Here is a 15,505-nt window from a genome sequence, read left to right as displayed (position 1 = left end):
CTTGTGGCTTCATTCTCGAGATTCGTGTGCGCACAGCATCTTTCGCGGTTTAGGATCGAAGCCGTTCGGAACGCAATGTCGCGTAAGCCAATTCGCACGGGAGAGTCGGTAACCGTCTGCATGCCTCGGTCCGCCACTTCTCTCGGCAACCATGCCGCCATACCCCAGCAGGCCTGCCGCCTGTCGAATTGTTGTGTACCACCGCCGAATTCGAAAGCCGTCGACCACCAGTACAGCACAATCGACCGTCTCGGTGACCATCTCAGGTGAGGACCACGCATGACCATCGAAATGCCAGTCCAAGCAGAAACCAACGGACGCAAGAGCCTCAGCACCGGTGCCGCCCACCAGCTCGCGCACACCACCAAGTCCGAGCCGCAGATGCAGGGCATCACATCGCGCTGGCTCACCCGCGCGCTGCCGTGGACGCAGGTCAACGGTGGTATTTATCGTGTGAACCGACGGCTGACCCACACCGTCGGCAACGGCGAGGTCGAGTTCGTCATCGACGGCTCGCAAGCCAGAGTGATCCCGATGGAACTCACCGAACTTCCGCAATTGCGGGACTTCGACGACGAAGAGGTGCTGCGCGCGCTCGCCCAGCGTTTCGAGCAGCGCGACCTCGAACCCGGTACGGTGGTCGCCGAATTCGGCAATCCGATGAATCAGGTCATGCTGATCGTGCACGGCAAACTCAGCAAGATCGGCACCGGGGAATTCGGCGAGCAAACCAAGCTCGGCATGCTGGGCGGCGGTGATTTCTTCGGCGATGAAACCCTCATCGATGGGTCCGGTATTTGGCCGGTGACGGTCAAAACCGTCACCCCGACCACCATGCTGGTGCTGTCCCGGCAAACGCTCGAAGAAATGCTGGAGTACACCCCCGCGCTCCGCGAGCAATTGTCCCGTGTCGCCGACGCTCCGGCACGCCCGCAGAACACCAAGGGCGAGGCGAATATCGAGATCTCCTCGGGCCACTTCGGTGAGCCGTTGCTGACCGGCACCTTCGTCGACCTCGACGACGCCCCGCGCGAATACGAGCTCAGCCTGGCCCAGAGCGTGCTGCGGGTGCACACCCGCGTCGCCGACCTGTTCAACGATCCGATGAACCAGGTCGAACAGCAGCTCCGGCTCACCATCGAGGCGCTCTACGAGCGGCGCGAAAGCGATCTGGTCAACAATCCCGATTTCGGGTTGCTGCACAATTGCGACCTGAAACAGCGCATCTATAGCGAGTCCGGCGCACCGACGCCGGACGATATGGATGAGCTGCTGAGCATGCGGCGCAGCACGAAACTGTTTCTGGCACATCCGAAAGCGATCGCCGCTTTCGGTCGCGAATGTAGCAAGCGCGGCCTGTATCCGGATCCGGTCGAGGTGGACGGACACCGCGTGTTCGCCTGGCGCGGCGTCCCGATCTACCCGTGCAGCAAGATCCCCGTCAGCGATACCCAGACCACCTCGATTCTCGCCATGCGTACCGGCGAGAAGGATCAGGGCGTCATCGGCCTGCACCAGACCGGCATCCCGGACGAATACGAGCCGAGCCTGAACGTCCGCTTCAAGGGCATCGACGACCAGTCGATCATCTCCTACCTGGTCAGCTGCTACTACTCGGCGGCCGTGCTGGTGCCGGACGCACTGGGCGTGCTCGACAACGTCCTGGTCGCCCGGCAGGCGGACTGACCGGGGTGATGACCGATGTCGGTGCTCTCCCGCGCCTCGGCCCCACCAGCCACCCACGAGGTGGCCGCCGCTGTCGCGGCACTGCTGTCCAACCTCGATACCACCGCTCCACCGACGCTCCCGCTGGAGGTTCCGGCACCGGAAACCTCGGCTCCACCTGAAAACACCGATATACCGGAAAGTACGGAATTACCCGAATGCACGGCAATACCCGAATCATCCGAAACCCAGGTGGTGGAAGCTGATTCGTCAGAACTGGACCGACCCACCCAACCTGAGACGATTGTTCCGCACAGCCTGCTCGGACCCAGCGGTCTGGGCGCGGCTGCACTCCTACTTCCGTCGTCCACCACCACCCAAGCGGGATTACCTACTACTGAGGTACCCGACCCCGCACGCACACCTACTATCCGGGCGGCTGGTCTCCAGCCGCCACCGGTGGCGTTCGATGCCACACCGATCGCTGTCGGCGTGGCGCAGGGGGCCGCGCCGGCAGGATCGGCCCCGACCGAACCGAAAACCATCCGGAGTCGAATTCCATTCGGCCCCACCGGATTAGGTACCGCATCGGCCTACCTGCATGGCACCGCGGCACCGATTCCACCCCTGTACCGTCCACCGCCGTTGCGTGATGACCCGGCGTCGGCCCAACCGGTCAACGACGGTCTGTCCCGGTATGCGACCCCGGCACAGCCGGCTCGATTGCGTACCGAGATCGCCGGATGGTTCATCGCGCTCGGCACGGAGGTCAGATGGTGAACGACCTGTATTCCATGGCGCGCGAAGACCGTTCGGACGGTAGGGAATTCAACCTGTCGACGGTCTTGGCCGCGGAGGAACGCTGCTCCTGGCGCGAGGCGGTGCTGCGCACCGTCGTCGTGCACGACGAGCTGGTGCACCGATTCGAACAGGAGGCCGGTCCACTGGCCGCCGCCGGATCGGCCGAACTGCGCCGGTTCCTCGGCGGGCTCTGGGCGTGGATGGGCGGCAACCGCGCCTGGCATGCCGCGAGCGAGCGCTACAACGAGTCGAATTAGCCAGTACCGCAACGTAATCAGTAGTACCGCAACACGAGAGGATGATCAGGCATGACCATGCTCAATCCCGACACGGGGTCCGTCCTGCGCACCAGCTACCAGAAAGCCGTTGCCGAGTACTGGAACAACAACCCGAATGACGACCGGGTCAATACCAAACTCGGTGAGGTCGACGGGCTGTTCCACCACCACTACGGCATCGGCGAACCCGATCAGGCGGTGCTGGCCGGTCCGGCGGATTCTCGCGAGGAACGGATCGTCAAGGAACTGCACCGCCTGGAGACCGCGCAGGCGTCGCTGCTGCTGGACCACCTCGGTGATATCCGGCCCGGCGATCGGCTGATGGACGGCGGCTCCGGCCGTGGCGGCACGAGTTTTATGGCCAATCAGCGCTTCGGCTGTCAGGTCGACGGCGTCACCATCTCCGAATACCAGGTCGGCTTCGCCAATGATCAGGCCGCCCATCGCGGTGTCGCGGACAAGGTGCGCTTCCATTTCCGGAATATGCTCGATACCGGTTTCGACACCGGATCCAAGCGCGGCATCTGGACCAACGAAACCACCATGTATGTCGACCTCGGCGAACTGTTCGAGGAGTTCGCCCGGCTGCTCGAGCCCGGCGGTCGCTACGTCTGCATCACCGGCTGCTCCAACGATGTCAATGGCGGGCGCTCGGCCTCGGTCAGCTGGATCGACGCCCATTACGGCTGCATGATCCATCCGCGCAGCGAGTATTTCCGGGCCTTGGCCGACAACAATCTGGTGCCGGTCAACGTCATCGATCTGACCGCCGCCACGATTCCCTACTGGGAGCTGCGCACCGAATCCGAGCTGGCGACCGGCGTGGAGAAGCCGTTCCTGACCGCCTACAAGGAGGGCAGCTTCCAATACCTGCTGATCGCCGCCGATAAGGTGGGTCGGTGACCGAAACGCTGGCCAAACCGATCACCGACCGCGAGGCCCTGCCTGTTGAGCTCGTCGACGCGGCCGGGCGCGCGGTCGGTGCGTGCCCGGTAGCGCAGGCGCATACCGCGCCTGGGCTGCTGCACCGCGCTTTCTCGGTGCTGCTGTATGACGATGCGGGTCGGGTGCTGTTGCAGCAGCGTGCCGCGGTGAAGACGCGGTTCCCCCTGCTCTGGGCCAATACGGCCTGCGGTCATCCCGCGCCGGATGAGCCGGTGGTGGCGGCCGCCGCCGTCCGGTTGGCCGAGGAGTTGGGGTTGGCCACCGCGCTGACCGAGGTCGGAATCTTCCGGTATCACGCCCAGGATTCCGCGACCGGTCGGGTGGAGCACGAATGGGATCATGTGCTCATCGGACGGCTCGATGCCGAGTTCCTACGGACCGCGGCGCCACGGCCGGATCCGGCGGAGGTCGCCGATTACGCGTGGATCCAACCGGAGGCGCTGCGAGATGCGATCGCCGACGATCCGGGGAGCTATACGCCGTGGTTGCTCGGTGTGCTCGATATCGCGGAAGAAGCGGTTCGGGTCATCTGAGGTTCATCGGGCAGGTCGTCCCACCGACCTGCCCGATGCCGGTGCGTAGGCCGGCCAGCGATCATCTCCGGCGTCATCTCGTAATCGCCGCTGTGGTCCACAAGTGGCTGCCTTGGCCGAGCCCGTCGCCAGCAGTCGGCTGGTGTGTCTTTCTGCCGGCAAACTCTCGGGCTCCAGTCAGAGCTCATGCTTCAATGCGCATATCTACGTTTCAGCAAGTATTTCGTGCAGAAATGCGGCACTTGTAACACCGGACAAAGCCTTCGAGAAATCACAGGCACGACACAGGGTGCGAACAGGAGCGACTCGGATCCTGGTTTACGTACGAGGTCCAGAATTCAGCGAGGTGCACGATGGTCGAAGTCGAAGTCACGGACGACAAAGTGACGGTTCATGTGCTCGGCGGGCACCGACTGCTGGCCCTGCGCGAGCACGTGACCTTCGATCTGGCCGATATCAAAGAGGTGACCCCCGCCCCGGTCGATCTGCGCCCACCGTGGGTCCGCGCACCGGGCACCTTCTTCCCCGGCGTGATCGCGGCGGGTACCTACCGCGGCAAAGGGCGAAAAGAGTTCTGGGACACCAGATTCGACGGTCATGCCATTCTCATCGACCTCGCAGGCCCCGGGTTCACCCGTCTCGTCGTCGATGTCGACGATCCCGATGCGGCGATGGAAGCCCTGGCCGCCGCCTGACAGCTCAGGAATTCGAGCCGAAGGAGCGCAGTAGGCCGCTGTACAGCTTCGGTGGTGGTGCGGCGAACTCTCCCCTACCCGATTTGCGCAGGCCGAGGGTGATCAGCGACTGGACCGTGAGGGTGGCAGCGGCGACGCCGTCGATCACCGGTACACCGATCTCGTCGCGGATGTGGCTGCAGAGATCGGCCATGCCGGCGCAGCCGAGGACGATCGCATCGGAGCCATCGGCGTCGACCGCATCGCCGCATGCCTCGGTGACGATTTTGCGGGCATCCGGATCTTCCAGTGCGAGCACCGGGATGTCGCAGGCGTGGATGCCACGGCAAAAACGTTGCATGCCATAGCGATACACCAGCTCGTCCGCTCGGCCGATGGTCCGGCTGAGCGTCGTGACGATGCTGAAGCCGCCGAGATGACTCGCGGTATGCATTGCCGCCTCCGCTATACCGATTACTGGGCCACTTGCCAGTTCTCGGGCCGCATCCAAGCCCGGATCGCCGAAGCAGGCGATCACGTAGCCGTCGATACCCTCCTTTTCGCCGCGTCGGATGGCAGCGAGAATGCCCGGGACACTGAGGGCTTCGTCGTAGTGACTCTCGATCGAGGCGGGCCCCATTTCGGTGGTGACCGCGTCGAGCAGTGTGCCCCGGCCCGCTACGGCCTGGGCACACTGCTCGATCGTGTCGGTCATCGCCCGGGTGGTGTTCGGGTTGACGACCCGGATGCGCATCAGGCAGTAACTCCCTTCACTGCCAACCGGGTTCGGGTGGCCAGCAGGTAGTAGGTGAGAAAGCCGAGACCGCAGCCGATGAACCAGCTGTACTGTGCGGCGGTGTACATGCCGGTGACATCCTTGGCGAGCACCGGGATCACCGCGACGATCGCGCCGACGGCGGTGGCGATGATCGCCGCCGGGTTGTAACCCTTGCTGTACCAATAGGTTCCGGTCTGCGACAGGGTGAACAAGTCGTCGACTACTACCTGCTGTTTGCGCACCAGGTAGTAGTCGGCGATGAGGACACCGAACAGCGGGCCGATGAATGCGCCGAGCACCTCCAAGGTGTAGTGGATGACCTCCGGATTGTTGTAGAGGTTCCACGGCGTGATCAGGACCGAGCCGACCGCGGCGATCATGCCGCCCGCACGCCAGCTGATCCGCTGCGGGCTGACGTGCGAGAAGTCGAAGGCCGGAGAGATGAAGTTGGCGACGATATTGATGCCGACGGTGGCGATGGTGAAGGTCAACGCGCCCAGCACGATCGCGAAGGTGCTGTCGATACGGGCCACCGTCGCAACGGGATCGGTGATCAGCTCACCGTAGACCGGGACCGTCAGCGATGCGGTGATGACGACCAGCAGCGAGAAGAGCAGGAAGTTGACCGGCAGCCCGAGCAGGTTGCCGCGCCGCACCACCGCGAAACTCTTTCCGTAGCGGGAGAAGTCGCCGAAGTTCAGCATCGGACCGGAGAAATAGGACACGACCAGCGCGATCGCACCGAGCATGACCGGCACCGAGGCCCAGCCGGTGTACTTCACCTCGCCGAGCTTCAGGTCGATGGCGCTCCAGCCCGCCTTGGCGATCAGATAACCGCAGAGCAGGAACATCACGACATACACAGCGGGACCGCAGAAGTCGATGAATTTGCGAATCGATTCCATGCCGCGCCAGAACACGCAGGCCTGCACGACCCACAGCAATAGATAACTGCCCCACCCGAGCAGCGATAGACCGAGGAACCCGTAGTCGTCGACGACCGCATACGGAGCCAGGCTCGGAAACAGTTTCACCAGTACGACATCCAGCGCAGCAGAGGCAAGGAATGTCTGAATCCCGTACCAGGCGACGGCGATCAGGCCACGGATAATGGCCGGGATATTCGCGCCGAGCACCCCGAATGCGCTGCGGCACATGACCGGATACGGCACACCGGTCACCTGGCTCGGTTTGGCGACCAGATTGCAGAAGAAATAGACGATGGTGATGCCGATCAGCAGCGCCGCGAGCACCTGCCAGCTGGCTAGTCCGAGTGCGAACAGACTGCCCGCGGTGACGTAGCCGCCGACGCTGTGCACGTCCGACATCCAGAACGCGAAGATGTTGTAGGAGCCCCAGGTCTGCTTGCGCAGCGGGGCCAGATCCGCATTCGTCAGGCGTGGGTCGTAGGCGGGTGGCGCGGGTACGGGCGGGGCTGCGATGGTGAGCGTTTCGGTCATGGTGTTTCCCATCCGAGGGTGAAACTGTGATCGAAACGACGGTAGAAACCGCGCATTGCCCCACCATTGCGCAGTTATTGCCCGGCTATTGCGCGACAGATATATCTTCCGGCGCGAGCAGTCCGGTATCGGTGGGCAGCGTCGCGATTACCGTCTCCAACCTGCGGTGATGCCGTTCGGCGACCAGCAGCAGGCGATCCACATCGCGAGCCATGAACGCATCGAGCATCAGCGCGTGATCGGTGTGCAGGCGCACCCGGTCGCCGCGGCCGATATGCACCATGGACTGCACCGGCTCGGTGACATTCCATGCCGATTCGAGCATGTGCAGCAGTCGGAACAACCGCGACGGCTTGGTCAGCGCCACATGGAAGTGGCGCGACTGACGGTGGTACGCGACGGGGTCGTCATCTCGAATCGCCTGTTCCAGTAACGAATTCACTTCGAGCAGGCGGGCGCGGTCGGCGTCGGTGGCATTGCGCGCCGCGGCCGCCAGCGAAGCGGTTTCGAGGGTCTCCCGCACGATGTACATTTCGCGCAGCTCGTTGGAGGTCAGCTGGGCCACCGCATAACCGCCGTGCGGCCGATGCGTGACCAGCCCCTCCCCGATCAATGTCTTGAGCGCCTCGCGCACGGGGATGTGGCTGACGCCGAATAATTCGGCGACCTCACGCAACGGGATCACCGTGCACGGCGGCACGGCCCCATCCAGAATCACCCGGCGCAGTTCGCCGAGGATCACTTGTGGTCGGCCTGGTTCGTCGACAACCAACCTGGCCAATAGCGCCGATCGTCGTCTCGGGGGCATGCGGCCACGCTATGCGAGCCGTGTTGCGATCTCGGTCACGGATGTGACGGTCAGGAAAAGTTCACCGAACCGACTGGTCTCACGGTTGGAATTTCGGCACCGCGATAGAGCCGTATCGCCGTCGTGCCATGCTGTTGGTTGGTCGAACGACAGAGGTAATCCGATGACACTTACGGCAACGCAGTCGGTGGATCGTCGCTATGTGCGCCTGGTCGCCGAATTCGACAGGCTGTTCCGCCGGCCGAGCGATGGCGGCGGGGCGCTCGTGGTCTATCAGCACGGCGAACCGGTCGTGGATGTGTGGGCCGGATTCGCGCATCCGGGGGTGCCGTGGGCCGCCGATACCGTGGCCATGGCCTATTCCACCGGCAAGGGTGTGGTCTCGACGCTGGCGCACCGATTGGCCGAGCGTGGACTGTTCGATTACGACGAGCCGGTCGCCACCTACTGGCCCGAATTCGGAGCGGCCGGCAAGGAGCGCATTACGGTGCGGGAAATGCTCACGCACCGGGCGGGCCTGCATCGGTTGCGCGATCTGCTGCCCGGGCCGGTAACGCGTTTCTTCGACGATGCCGAGGTCACCGCCGCGCTCGCGGCCTGCGGCGCCGATCCGCGTCACCTGGTGACCAGCGGCTATCACGGAATCTCCTTCGGGCATTTGGCCGCCGAGCTGATCCGACGGGTCTCCGGTTCGGACTTCACCGAACTGTTGCGCACGGAAATCGCGGAACCGCTTGCGGCGGAAGAACTCTGGTTCCGAGTACCGGAGTCCGAGCGCGGCCGCATTGCCACCAACTTTCCTCGACTCACCGTTGCGGGTATGAGTTGGGAGAACAGTGCGCGGCTCATGGGCCGAACTCGTTTCGCGGCGGCTGCGGAAACCACGCCGCGCGGGTTCGCGGATATGGTTTCCGATCCGCGCCTGCATGATTCGGTCATGCCGGGCGTCAACGGGGTTTTCTCGGCGCGCGCCCTGGCGAGGATGTACAGCGCCCTCGCGACCGATGGTCGGCTCGGGGACTTCCAGTTGCTGCGTCCGGAGACTGTCGAGCTGATCACGCAGCGTCAGGTCTTCACTCCCGACTACGTTCTGGCGTTTCGCATTCCGTGGGCGCTGGGTTATCACGGTGTGCCGATGAAGCCGTCGAAGGCCGAACCCGTCTCGGCGTTCGGTCATTTCGGCCTCGGCGGTTCGGGGGCGTTCGCCGATCCGGCCACCGGTATGTCGCTGGCCTTCGTCACCAATCGGCTCGGTGGGAAGCTGACGCCGCTGGGTGATGCCCGACTGGCGCGACTCGGTGCGATTGCGCACAACTTGGCCAAGCAGGGATTGGCCTGAGCGCCCATTCCTGAGCAGATTCTGCTGGATCCCGCGGATTGCGTGCGGGAGTCGGCGCTGGGTGCACAGCAACTGGCAGCATGGGGCCATGGAGTTGCTGGGACTGGACCGTATCGAGGCGGCCGCGGCGGCATTGGCGCCGGTGATTCGGCGGACACCGGTGGTCGCGTCACGGGTGTTATCCGAACGCGCCGGAACCGAGGTGTGGCTGAAGTGCGAGAACCTGCAGCGGACCGGCTCGTTCAAGCCGCGCGGGGCGTATTTCCGGATCGCGAACCTTCCGGCGGAAGATCGGGCGCGCGGCGTGGTGGCGGCCAGTGCGGGCAATCACGCGCAGGGGGTCGCGTGGGCCGCGGCTTCGCTCGGGATTCGCTCGACGGTGTTCATGCCGGTGGGTGCTTCGCTGCCGAAGTTGGTGGCCACCAAGGCATATGGGGCCGAGGTACGACAGGTCGGTGAGACCATCGACGACTCGCTGGACGCAGCACTGGATTTCGCCGAGCGGACCGGTGCGACGCTGATCCATCCCTTCGATCACGCCGATATCGTCGCCGGGCAGGCGACGGTGGCCTTGGAGATCATCGAGCAGATGCCCGAGGTCGGTACGGTGATCGTGCCGACCGGCGGCGGTGGGCTGCTCGCCGGGGTCGCCATCGCCCTGCGTCATGTCGCACCACACGTACGGGTGGTTGGCGTGCAGGCGGCGGAGGCGGCGGCATGGCCGGATTCGCTGGCGGCGGGTAAGCCGGTGCGAGTGGCGCGGATGTCTACGATGGCCGACGGTATTGCCGTCGGGCTGCCGGGTGAGGTGCCGTTCGCGCACGTCGCGGCGCATGTGCCCGCGGTGGTCACGGTGGACGAGGACGCGCTGTCCAAGGCGCTGCTGCTGTGTCTGGAACGCGCGAAGTTGATCGTCGAGCCCGCCGGTGCCGCCGCGGTGGCAGCCTTGATGAGTCGCGAGCCAACGGAACTCGGATTGCAGGGGCCGGTGTGCGCGATCCTGTCCGGCGGCAATATCGATCCGATGATGCTGACCAGAATCATCGGTCATGGTCTCGGTGCCGCCGGGCGCTATCTGGCTGTGCGCGTGACGATTTCGGATCGGCCGGGTGCGCTCAGCGGATTGCTCGCGGTGGTCGGGAAGACCGGTGCGAGTGTGGTGGATGTGGTGCACTCGCGGACCGGTGGGTGGCTCGCCGTTGACGAGGTCGAGGTGTCGCTGACGTTGGAGACCCGGGGTCCCACGCATCGAGACGATGTGCTTGCCGCGCTGGAGAATTCGGGGTACGCGGTGCGCGTGGAGGATTAGTCGGGTCCGAGCGTGCTCGGACCCGATGTCGACCCCGTCAGCACTTCCGCTTGTAGAAGTACTTCGAGTTGGCATCCATATCGGCCTGGGTGATGGCCACCATATCGGTCTGGATATTGCGGGTGACCGGCTTACCCTCGAGCGCGGCCGCGGCCTCGTCGACGCCCTTCGCACCGATCCCGGCCGGATCCTGCGCGATAAGCGCCTGCACGGTGCCGGCTTTCAGATCCTCGACCTGTTTCGGACTCGCATCGAAGCCGACCAGTTTGACCTGGCCGAGCTTATTGGCATTGCGCAATCCGGTGGCCGCGCCCTCGGCCGAACTCAGGTTGGTGGCGAAGATCCCGGCGAGGTCGGGATGGGCGGCCAGCGTCGCGGTGACGATCGAAGCCGCCTGTGCCGCTTCATTATTGTTGTACTGCACGCCGAGCGAGGTAATGCCCGGGAATGCCTTCACCGCGTCTTCGAAGCCCTGTGCACGCGCGTCGGTGGTGGAGGTTCCGGCCTTGGTGTTGATCACCAGCACGGGTCCCTTGTCGCCGACGAGCTTGGCCAGCGTCTGTGCCGCGAGCTCGCCGCCCTTCTTGTTATCGGATGCGATCGACGACAGCGCGATCGAGGTGTCATCCAGTGCGGTATCGACCTCGATGATTTTGATCCCGGCATCCTTGGCCTGTTTGATCGGATTCGCCATCGCCTGCGCATGTGTCGGGGCGATCAGGATGCCGCCGGGCTTATTGGCCATCACACCGGTCAGCACCGGAGTCTGCGCGCCCGCATCGAATTTCGTCGGCGCCTGCGTCTCCAGCTTGTAGCCGAGTTTGCTCGCCTCGTCCTGGGCGCCGCACTGCATGGAGATATAGAACGGTTCGTCGGCGACACCGGGAATCAGCACCAATTTCTTGGCATCCGTGCCGCCGGAATTGTTCACCGAGCCACCGCATCCCATCACCAGCGTGCCGACCGCCGCCATCGCGCCGATCATCACCGCGGTCCGCTTCGCCACCCTCATTTGGCTACCTCCGCCTTATTTTCTTATCGCGCAGTGCTGTACTGCTTACCTCTCTACTTGCGGTCCCGGGCTCGGCGGCGCAGTTGGTCGAACCACACCGCCCCGACCAGAACCGCGCTCACCGCGATCGGCTGCCAGAACACCGGCACCCCCGCGATGACGAATCCCTTGCGCAGCACCGACGGAATGAAAACGCCGATAACCGTGCCGACAATGGTGCCGATGCCGCCGAAAAGGCTTGTTCCGCCGATGACTACACCGGCGATGGCATCCAGATTGTCGGTGCCGTGCCCGCCGATGGTGGTGGTGCCGAAGTAGGCCAGATTCATGAATCCGGCCAGTCCGGCGAGTAATCCGGTCATCAGATAGACCAGCACGAGGTGGCGAGTGACCGCGATGCCCGAACGCCGCGCGGCCTCCTCATTGGAGCCGATCGCGTAGGTGTAGCGACCGAATCGGGTGGTGTGCAGCAGCCAGGCGGCGAGCACCGTCACCGCCGCCGCGACCAGCACGAGATTCGGTACGCCGCCCAGCGATGTCCCGAAACCCAGGGAGTTGCGCAGCTTATCGGGCACTGTCCTGGTGTCGACACCGCCGGTGATCAGTTGTGCCGCACCGAGTGCCGCGCCGAAGGAGCCGAGTGTGACGATCAGCGGTGGAATCTTGGCTTTTGCCACCAGAATTCCATTGAGCAATCCCCAGATGCCGCCGCCCGCAATGGAAATCAGGAAGCCGATAGCGATAGTCCCCCACCCCGCACCGGTGGCGTTCTCGTCGGGGCTCAGCCATTCCATCGTTTTCGCACCGAGCACCCCGGCGAAGATCAGCACCATGCCGACCGACAGGTCGATGCCCGAGGTGATGATCACGAACGTCATGCCGACCGAAAGCACCAGCAGCACCGAGGTTTCGATCAGCAGAGTTTGCAGGGTGAAGCGGGTCGGGAAGGCATCGGGGCGGAGGACACTGAAAACGACACACAGAACGACGAGCACCACGCCGATCCACAGCGTGCTCGCGCCGAGAAGCCGTTGCAGCGCAGTACGTTCCGGCAGATCGGGGCCATCTTTCGGCTCTGCATTCGTCATGCAGCGTCCTCATGTGACAGCGCTCCGGTCATCGCGCCGACCAACTGTTCCAAGGTCGCGTCGGCGGCGACGAATCGGGCCACCCGCTTGCCGAGGCGCAGCACCTCGATCCGGTCGGCCACGGCCAGCACCTCGGGCATATTGTGGCTGATCAGGACGACGGCAATGCCCTGGTCGCGCACATTGCGGATCACCTCGAGCACCCTTTCGCGCTGCACAACGCCGAGGGCCGCGGTCGGTTCGTCCATGAAGACGACCTTGCTCGCCCACAGCACCGCACGCGCCACGGCGACACTCTGGCGCTGTCCGCCCGACAGGGCGCCGATCGGCACATCGGTGCTTTGCAGCGTCACGCCGAGGCCTCGGAAGTGTTCGACGGCTTGGGTCCGCATCGCCCGCTTGTCGAGCATGCCGAGTCTGCCCGCCAATCCGCGGCGAACCAGCTCCCGGCCGAGGAAGAGGTTGGCGGCCGGGTCCAGATCGGGTGCGACGGCGAGGTCCTGGTACACGGTTTCGATGCCGAGCTTGCGTGCGGCGGTCGGTGAGCCGAGCACCGTTTCCGAACCGTCCAGCAGGATGGTCCCCGAATCCGGTTGTTCCGCCCCGGAAAGGCATTTCACCAGTGTGGACTTGCCCGCGCCGTTATCGCCGATCAATGCGACGACCTCACCGGCACGGACCTGAAAGTTGGCTCCCCGCAACGCCTCGACACCGCCGTAGCGTTTCACCAACGACTGGGCCTGGAGTACTACATCGCCCGGTTCCGATGCCATACCGTCACCCGCGTCGACTCAGTTGAGCAAACGTCCGATCCATCGGCCGATGCTACGTTCGCCGCCACCTCCCATGGGACGAATTCGACAAAATGCGCAGGGCGCAACGAGACCGATCAGTCCCACCAGAAGCGCCACAGCTGCCGCAGCAGGGATTCGGCCAGTTCATCGAGTGAATCGCGATCCTGTTCGACCGCATCCGGGCAGTACAGGTACGCCTCCAATGCCTGCGCGAGCGCGGCGTCTTCGGTCAGCTCCGGCTCGTGTGCGACGGCGAGCCACAGCGTGTCGGAATCCAATGCGACGAGTTCGCATCGGCGCTCCGACGCCGCCCACCGGCGCAGCATCAATGCGTGGTCGGCGCCGTCGAGGTCATAGTTGAGCGCACCCGACCATTGCAGTTCGTACGGAACCAGCCAGGAATTCGCGGTGGGAATCAGGGCGAGCTGGTCGAATTCATCGCAATCGCCACGAATACTCCAGACGTCGCCCCAATCGAATCCGTCGTAGTCGTAGAGTTCGAGATCCAGATCGGCCCAGTCCGGTCCGCCTCGTGGAATCTCGTAGTCATCGCCCAACCGCTCGCGATACCTCTCGCGCAACCATTCCGCCGCATCGGTTCCGGCGACGAATTCCGGAATCGACAGCTCACGCGATTGCTCCCAGCCGCGCTCGGACCCGGTGCAGTACCAGGTATGGGTCTTGGTCAGCACCGGCCACAATCCGGTCTTCGGATGCACCTCCCGCACCTGCTCCCACAGCCCGGCCGCCGCATAACCGGGCTCGGTCGACACGACCCACACCGGCGCCCCCGACACCGTCCGCTCGACCACCGACGCCGCCGGGAGCTCGATCCCGTACGCCGCCAACGCTTCCGCCGGATCATTACCCGCGAAGGGCACCGCCGCCGGCTCCGCCGGGCGATCCGCGGCGAAGGTCCCCGCCTCGAAGTCTCTCTTCATGAGCCGTCATTCAACAGCCACCCACCGACAATTTCGCAGCGCGGATGTCAGTGCGCGCCACCGAGTTCCAGGGCAAGCACACCGAGAATCACCAATGCGATACCGCCGACCTGGATCAACGAGAGGCGTTCGTCGAGGAATAGGACACCGATGACGGCGATGGCCGCGACGCCGACCGCCGACCAGATGCCGTATGCAACGCCGATCGGCATGCCGCGCTTCAGTGCTTGGGACAGGAAGAAGAAGGCCGCGCTGTAGCCGATGACCACGATGATCGAAGGCACCAATTTGCTGAAACCGTCGGAGATTTTGAGCGATACGGTCGCGGTGATTTCGGAGGCGATGGCCAGCGCCAGCAACAGCAGGGTCATCGGCGCAGCGTAAACCGGGGCGGATGGGGTGCGGTCGGCGCCATAAGCATTTGACTGTCCCGATCGAAAGGTCGACACCGCACAATTCGGTCGTCGATCGAGGAGGGACAATGGACGCAGCGGTGATCTTGGTCCTGGCCGGGCCGATCCTGATACTGGTCGCGCTCATTGTGTTCGTTCCGCTGGCGATTCGTGCCGAGCGCGCGCGCCGAAGGATCTTGCGGCAGTGGGCGACCCAGCACGGGTGGACGTTCGCGGACAGCTCACGGGCTCGGTGGGTATCGCGCATGCCCCAGGGTGGACGCTATCTGGGCGTGACATTGACAGGGCAGATCGGCGGCCGCTGGGTGACGGTGGCGGAGTACGCGTACGAAACGGAAAGTGTCGCTGCGACGGTCGGCCCACGTTCCGCGTCGAACAGATCGACGACAACGCACCACCTCATCGCGACCATGGTGCTGCTGGACCGCCCCTTCCCATCGGTCAACGTGTCCACCCGCGGCGTGCTGTCCAAGCTGGGCCGCACACTGTTCGGTGACAAGCCCACCGCCACCGGCAACGTCTCGTTCGACGCTCGCTTCCGGATCGATGCCGTCGATCCGAACTTCGCCCGCTGGCTCGTCGGCAAACCACTGATCGACGCACACCTCGCCGGAACCGTCCCGGACTGGAGCCTTATCGGCCAGGAGCTGCTGACCTACCGGGCGGG

General features: G+C 64.4%; 17 protein-coding genes. 9 read left to right on the top strand and 8 right to left on the bottom strand.

Annotated features, from left to right (window positions below):
* Window positions 1-279: 279 nt before the first annotated feature.
* The 6 genes from ON44_RS12285 (at window position 280) to ON44_RS12260 (ending at window position 4,917) form a co-directional block, all read left to right on the top strand.
* Window positions 280-1,686, top strand: a complete 1,407-nt coding sequence (locus ON44_RS12285) for a family 2B encapsulin nanocompartment shell protein (RefSeq protein WP_040689297.1) — start codon at window positions 280-282, stop codon at window positions 1,684-1,686.
* Between the two features lie 15 nt (window positions 1,687-1,701).
* The gene (locus ON44_RS12280; protein ID WP_040689295.1) at window positions 1,702-2,445 is read left to right on the top strand and encodes a hypothetical protein; all 744 of its coding nucleotides are present in this window, start codon (window positions 1,702-1,704) and stop codon (window positions 2,443-2,445) included.
* On the top strand, window positions 2,439-2,723 hold the full coding sequence (locus tag ON44_RS52440) for a terpene synthase family protein (RefSeq protein WP_040689293.1): 285 nt from the start codon (window positions 2,439-2,441) through the stop codon (window positions 2,721-2,723). Before ON44_RS12280 ends, ON44_RS52440 begins: the two co-directional genes overlap by 7 nt.
* 51 nt (window positions 2,724-2,774) lie before the next feature.
* Window positions 2,775-3,647, top strand: a complete 873-nt coding sequence (locus ON44_RS12270; RefSeq protein WP_040689290.1) for a geranyl diphosphate 2-C-methyltransferase — start codon at window positions 2,775-2,777, stop codon at window positions 3,645-3,647.
* Window positions 3,644-4,222 (top strand): isopentenyl-diphosphate Delta-isomerase, encoded by a 579-nt coding sequence (gene idi, locus ON44_RS12265; RefSeq protein ID WP_083897819.1) that lies wholly within the window; start codon window positions 3,644-3,646, stop codon window positions 4,220-4,222. The genes ON44_RS12270 and idi overlap by 4 nt, the downstream gene beginning before the upstream one ends.
* A 353-nt stretch (window positions 4,223-4,575) precedes the next feature.
* On the top strand, window positions 4,576-4,917 hold the full coding sequence (locus ON44_RS12260) for a hypothetical protein (protein WP_040689289.1): 342 nt from the start codon (window positions 4,576-4,578) through the stop codon (window positions 4,915-4,917).
* 4 nt (window positions 4,918-4,921) lie between these two features.
* On the opposite strand, the gene ON44_RS12255 is transcribed toward ON44_RS12260, so the two are convergent.
* The 3 genes from ON44_RS12255 to ON44_RS12245 all read right to left on the bottom strand — a co-directional run bounded on the left by ON44_RS12255 (window position 4,922) and on the right by ON44_RS12245 (window position 7,942).
* Window positions 4,922-5,650: an aspartate/glutamate racemase family protein gene (locus ON44_RS12255; RefSeq protein ID WP_040689286.1), complete on the bottom strand. Its 729-nt coding sequence runs from the start codon at window positions 5,648-5,650 to the stop codon at window positions 4,922-4,924.
* On the bottom strand, window positions 5,650-7,134 hold the full coding sequence (locus ON44_RS12250) for an NCS1 family nucleobase:cation symporter-1 (RefSeq protein WP_040689316.1): 1,485 nt from the start codon (window positions 7,132-7,134) through the stop codon (window positions 5,650-5,652). The genes ON44_RS12255 and ON44_RS12250 overlap by 1 nt, the downstream gene beginning before the upstream one ends.
* An 85-nt stretch (window positions 7,135-7,219) precedes the next feature.
* Complete coding sequence (locus ON44_RS12245) at window positions 7,220-7,942, bottom strand: GntR family transcriptional regulator (protein ID WP_040689284.1); 723 nt, start codon at window positions 7,940-7,942, stop codon at window positions 7,220-7,222.
* A 163-nt stretch (window positions 7,943-8,105) separates the two neighbouring features.
* Here ON44_RS12245 and ON44_RS12240 point away from each other — a divergent pair, with 163 nt between their 5' ends.
* The gene (locus ON44_RS12240) at window positions 8,106-9,281 is read left to right on the top strand and encodes a serine hydrolase domain-containing protein (protein ID WP_040689283.1); all 1,176 of its coding nucleotides are present in this window, start codon (window positions 8,106-8,108) and stop codon (window positions 9,279-9,281) included.
* A gap of 88 nt (window positions 9,282-9,369) precedes the next feature.
* Complete coding sequence (ilvA, locus tag ON44_RS12235; protein WP_040689282.1) at window positions 9,370-10,590, top strand: threonine ammonia-lyase; 1,221 nt, start codon at window positions 9,370-9,372, stop codon at window positions 10,588-10,590.
* A 37-nt stretch (window positions 10,591-10,627) separates the two neighbouring features.
* Here the strand turns inward: ilvA and ON44_RS12230 are convergent, their stop codons facing one another.
* The 5 genes from ON44_RS12230 to ON44_RS12210 all read right to left on the bottom strand — a co-directional run bounded on the left by ON44_RS12230 (window position 10,628) and on the right by ON44_RS12210 (window position 14,796).
* Complete coding sequence (locus ON44_RS12230; RefSeq protein ID WP_040689279.1) at window positions 10,628-11,602, bottom strand: ABC transporter substrate-binding protein; 975 nt, start codon at window positions 11,600-11,602, stop codon at window positions 10,628-10,630.
* A 53-nt stretch (window positions 11,603-11,655) separates the two neighbouring features.
* The gene (locus ON44_RS12225; RefSeq protein WP_040689276.1) at window positions 11,656-12,690 is read right to left on the bottom strand and encodes an ABC transporter permease; all 1,035 of its coding nucleotides are present in this window, start codon (window positions 12,688-12,690) and stop codon (window positions 11,656-11,658) included.
* A complete protein-coding gene (locus ON44_RS12220) occupies window positions 12,687-13,463 on the bottom strand; it encodes an ATP-binding cassette domain-containing protein (protein WP_040689274.1) in 777 nt (258 codons plus the stop codon). Before ON44_RS12220 ends, ON44_RS12225 begins: the two co-directional genes overlap by 4 nt.
* Before the next feature lie 116 nt (window positions 13,464-13,579).
* Window positions 13,580-14,425 carry a DUF4253 domain-containing protein gene (locus ON44_RS46685; protein WP_051181917.1) on the bottom strand — a complete coding sequence of 282 codons (846 nt, stop codon included), beginning with the start codon at window positions 14,423-14,425 and terminating at the stop codon, window positions 13,580-13,582.
* A gap of 47 nt (window positions 14,426-14,472) precedes the next feature.
* Entirely contained in the window at window positions 14,473-14,796 is a 324-nt protein-coding gene (locus ON44_RS12210) for a DMT family transporter (protein ID WP_040689273.1), read from the bottom strand.
* Between the two features lie 110 nt (window positions 14,797-14,906).
* Between ON44_RS12210 and ON44_RS12205 the strand changes: the two genes are divergently transcribed.
* Window positions 14,907-15,505 (top strand): hypothetical protein (locus tag ON44_RS12205; RefSeq protein WP_040689269.1); only part of this gene is annotated, 599 nt, incomplete at its 3' end.

The organism is Nocardia vinacea NBRC 16497, from assembly GCF_000308835.1.
In the GTDB taxonomy this organism is placed as follows: Bacteria; Actinomycetota; Actinomycetes; order Mycobacteriales; family Mycobacteriaceae; genus Nocardia; species Nocardia vinacea.
The sequence above is the reverse complement of the archived record's forward strand: the minus strand, read 5'-3'. Positions and strand labels throughout refer to the sequence as shown.